Annotated in this window: 3 protein-coding genes; 1 reads left to right on the top strand and 2 read right to left on the bottom strand. The window is 73.6% G+C overall.

Annotation, left to right across the window (positions count from 1 at the left end; translation table 11 throughout):
• Positions 1 to 95 precede the first annotated feature (95 nt).
• Both ACOV8S_RS25930 and ACOV8S_RS25925 read right to left on the bottom strand, forming a co-directional pair.
• Entirely contained in the window at positions 96 to 1,820 is a 1,725-nt protein-coding gene (locus ACOV8S_RS25930; RefSeq protein ID WP_448320659.1) for a lipopolysaccharide biosynthesis protein, read from the bottom strand.
• Positions 1,817 to 3,112: a glycosyltransferase family 4 protein gene (locus tag ACOV8S_RS25925; protein ID WP_448320658.1), complete on the bottom strand. Its 1,296-nt coding sequence runs from the start codon at positions 3,110 to 3,112 to the stop codon at positions 1,817 to 1,819. Before ACOV8S_RS25925 ends, ACOV8S_RS25930 begins: the two co-directional genes overlap by 4 nt.
• A 140-nt stretch (positions 3,113 to 3,252) precedes the next feature.
• On the opposite strand from ACOV8S_RS25925, the gene ACOV8S_RS25920 reads away from it, so the two are divergent.
• Positions 3,253 to 3,632 (top strand): adenylyltransferase/cytidyltransferase family protein (locus ACOV8S_RS25920; RefSeq protein WP_448320656.1); only part of this gene is annotated, 380 nt, incomplete at its 3' end.

Genomic DNA, 3,632 nt, shown 5'->3' with positions numbered 1-3,632 from the left:
GTCCCCGTCCCCGCCCTCGGACCCGGAGGCCTCGGAGGTCTCGGAGGTCCCGGGGGGCTCTGGGGTCTCAGGGGTCCGGGCGACGGGTGTCCCCGTCACTGGCGGTCCGGCGGGAGGGACACCGTCTGCAGCCCGAGCGTCGGCTGGTCGTCGTGCTCGTGGCGGATGTAGGTGGGCTCCTCACGGCGACGCGGCGCGGGCTCGGCGGCGGCCCTGGGCTCCTGCCGCGCGGCCCCCTTCTTCTGCTTGCGGCCCCGGCCGCGGTTGTCCCGCACCGGCTCGGTGTCCTGTCCGCGGTGCATCACCGCGCCCAGCACGGTGCCGCCGGCGCCGACGATCAGGTCACGCAGCCGGGCCAGCTGCGCGCGGTGCACGCCGCGCGGGTCGCAGACCACCAGCACGCCGTCCACGCGGTCCACCAGGGCGAGCGCGTCGGCGTAGGCGAACACCGGAGGGGTCAGGACGATCACCGTGGCGTGCACGTCGTCCGCCTCGGCGACCAGGCGGGAGGTCTCCGGGGAGGTCAGCGAGCGGGCCACGTTGCGCACCCGGGCGCCGGGGACCAGCTCGAAGCCGCCGGACTCGCCCGCGTCGACCAGCAGACGACGTCGGCCCGGCCACTCCTCGTCGGCCGCGCCCCCCGCGTTCTCGTCGGTCCACGACGGGCGGGACAGCTCGCGCGCGTCCAGCTCATGGGTGAGGAACGGGCGGCGCAGGTCCGCCTCGACGACCAGGACGCGCTTGCCGGTCTCCGAGAAGGTCGCCGCCAGGTTGACCGCGACGGCGGCCGCCGTCCGGCTGGAGCCGCGCGGGGCCGCCACCAGCAGCCGGCGCCGGTCGGCGAACCGCCGGTCGTAGGCGAGCCGGTAGGCGATCGACCGGTACTCCTCGGCCAGCGGCGAGTCGTCGCGGTCGTCCGCCAGCAGCGGGCCGTCGGGGTCGGTGCGGGGGAGCGCCCCGAGGACCGGGGCGCGCAGCGCGCGGGCCACGTCGCCCTCCGACCGGGCGGCCGGGTCGAAGACCAGGCGCACCCAGGCGAAGAGCAGGCCCAGCGCCAGACCGCCGGTGCCGCCGAGGATCAGCGACAGGGTCCAGCCGGGACCGTCGGAGGCGGTCGGCGGGGTCGCCTTGCGGATCACCTTGCCCGGCGTCATGTCGAGCGAGTTCAGCTTGCTGATCCGGTCGTTCAGCTCGGTGATCTTGTTGAGCAGGTTGGCCTTGACGCTGAAGTCCGACTCCGGGCTGTTGCTGGTGAGGGTCTTGGCGAGCTCCTCGTGCTGCTTGGCGATCGGGTTCAGCTGGTTCTTCAGGCCCTTGATCATCGAGTCCCGGGTGGCCTCGGTGTCCTGGCGGCGCTCCGCCAGGTACGCGGCGACCGCCGCGTTGGCGCGGCGCGCCGCCTCCTGGGGGTCGGCGGCGGTGTAGCTGAACCGGAGGACCTGCGACTGCGGCGGGTTGGTGACCTGGAGGCCCGACAGGAAGGCCTCCTCCTGGCCGCCGATGCCCAGCTTCTCCGCGGCGCGCTCGGCCGTGCGGCGGCTGCCCGCGTCCTGCCGCTCGGTGTTCATGTCGAGCTTGGAGGCCGACTGGGTGGCGCTGAACGGGTCGTCGGTGGCGACCCGCAGCCTCACGTCGCTGGTGGCCACGTAGGTGTCGGCGGTGCTCAGCCCGAGCCAGGCGCCGCCCAGCAGGCCCAGCAGGACGCCGCCCGCGATCAGCCGCGGATAGCGCATCAGCTGCAGGAACTGGTCCCGCAGCAGATCGGGCTCGTCCTCCGGCACCGGCACCAGTCCGGCCGGTGCGCCGTTGGCCTCGGTCATGCTCCCGCCCCTCTCACGTTCTCCTGCTCCCCCGTCGCCGTGCCGGACCGGTCCGCCAGGACCTCGTCCAGCAGGGCGTCGTAACGGGCCAGCCCGGCCTCGCGGCCCAGGTGCGCGGCCACGTGACGCGGACCTCGCGCGCCCAGTTCGTCGGCCGCGGCCCGGTCGGCGTCCAGTTTCCGTACCGCCGCCAGCAGCGCGGCCGGGTCCTCCGGCGGCACGAGCACGCCCGCGCCGGAGCGCCGCACCTCCTCGGCGGTGCCTCCGCCGTCCGCGACCGAGGCCACCACCGGCCGGCCGGCCGCGAAGTAGGAGGTCAGCTTGGAGGGCACGCTCATGTCCAGCACGGACGCCCGCTGGGTCACCGCCAGCACGTCGGCGGCGGCCAGCACGTCGGGGAACTCGTCGTTGCCCACCGACGGCAGGAACTCGACGTTGGGCACCCCCGCGGCCAGCTCCCGCAGCGCGGCGCGCTGGTTGCCGTCGCCCATCAGCACCCAGCGGACCTCCGGGTCGAGGCGGGCGGCGCCCACCAGGACCTCCAGGCCCTGCTTGAGGCCCATGTTCCCGGAGTGCAGCACCACCGGGGCGGTGCCCCAGCCGAGCCGGGCCCGGGTCTCCTCCCGGTCGCCCGACGGGGCCGCGACGTGCGACCAGTTGGGCACCACGCGGATCCTGTCGCGCTCCACGCCCAGCGCCTCGACCCGCTCGACGAAGGTCTCGTGGATGACGCCGACCAGGGTGGCGCCGCGCAGCACGCGCCCCTCGACCGCGGCCGCGGCGCTCGCCGCACGGTCGCCGCCGGAGATGCCGCTCTGCTCGGCCGCAGCCCCCATGAGGTCCTGCACCACGGGGACGAAGGGCACCTTCCAGCGGGCCGCCAGCCGGGACGCCACGACCCCGCCGGCCAGGCTCGGCAGCTGGGCCAGCACGGCGTCCGGGCGGCCCATCCGGGGTGGGGCGACCAGCTGGTGGCCCAGCACGGTCGCCTCGAACAGGGCGCGTCGCACGGCGGTCTGCCGGGACGGCACCAGGTGACGCCGCCGGTGCACGCTCACCCCGCCCCGCTCCTCGGTCGTCCGCCACAGACCCCGGTAGTCGGGGTCCACGGACCACGCCGGGTAGTGCGGCATGCCCGCGAGGACATGCGTCTCGTGTCCCCGTGCCGCCCAGTGCTCGGCGATCTGGGTCGCGTACGGTCCGATGCCGGTGTGTTCCGGCGCGTAGTTGGTGGAGACGAGCAGCAGGCGGCGCCGGGGTATTCGGCCCTCCCCGGTCTGATGCTCAGTCACGTTGCGCGTCACAGGCCCCCCTTGCGGCGAACGAACTGTTTGTCACCCTAATCGTTCACCTGTCCCACCCGAAGGGTGCACGGTACTGTCAATTCAGACGCAGGGGGGCAGAACGCGTTCTCATAGGGGGGAAACGCAAGGTGTCGAATCGCAGACCGTACCGAGTGGGGTACGCGCCTGGTGCCTACGACCTCTTTCACATCGGGCACTTGAACATCCTTCGGCATGCCCGGCAGCAGTGCGACTACCTGGTCGCCGGGGTGGTGTCGGACGAGATGGCCGAACGGGCCAAGGGGCGCCGTCCGGTCATCCCGCTCATCGAGCGGCTGGAGATCGTGCGGAACATCACGTACGTGGACGCCGCCTTCGTGGAGACCGTCGCGGACAAGGTGGAGACCTGGAAGCAGATCCGCTTCGACGTGATCTTCAAGGGCGACGACTGGCGGGGGACGTCCAAGGGGGACAAGCTCGAGCAGGACTTCGCGGCCGTCGGGGTGGACGTCGTCTACTTCCCGTACAC

This window comes from Streptomyces sp. CO7 (assembly GCF_053474865.1).
This window is presented reverse-complemented; position numbering and strand designations above follow the sequence as displayed.